This is a genomic window from Hyphomonas sp. L-53-1-40 (genome assembly GCF_000682775.1).
Taxonomy (GTDB): Bacteria; Pseudomonadota; Alphaproteobacteria; order Caulobacterales; family Hyphomonadaceae; genus Hyphomonas.
The window spans coordinates 1-237 of sequence record NZ_AWFI01000014.1 but is presented as its reverse complement, the minus strand read 5'-3'; the positions used below and the strand labels follow the sequence as shown (position 1 = coordinate 237).

Annotated in this window: 1 protein-coding gene; it reads right to left on the bottom strand. The window is 58.6% G+C overall.

The annotated features are described in order from the left end of the window. A partial coding sequence (locus L53_RS17135; protein ID WP_034814473.1) for a hypothetical protein occupies positions 1–237 on the bottom strand: 237 nt, incomplete at both ends.

Genomic DNA, 237 nt, shown 5'->3' with positions numbered 1-237 from the left:
CGGAGGCGGCAGCAAGGACGCATCGGTTACGGTTATGGTGTCTATACGTGCATATTCACCGGCATTCTTGGAGCCTTCGATCGTGATCACGTCGCCCGTGTTGAGGTCGAGCTGGAAGGCGTGCGTGTCGATGACCCATCCACTGGAGCCACCTGCGCCGGTCCATGTCTCGACCTCGACGCCGTTGACGTAGACTGCGAACTCTGACGCGCCGTCATTCTCGTTGAAGAAGTTGAC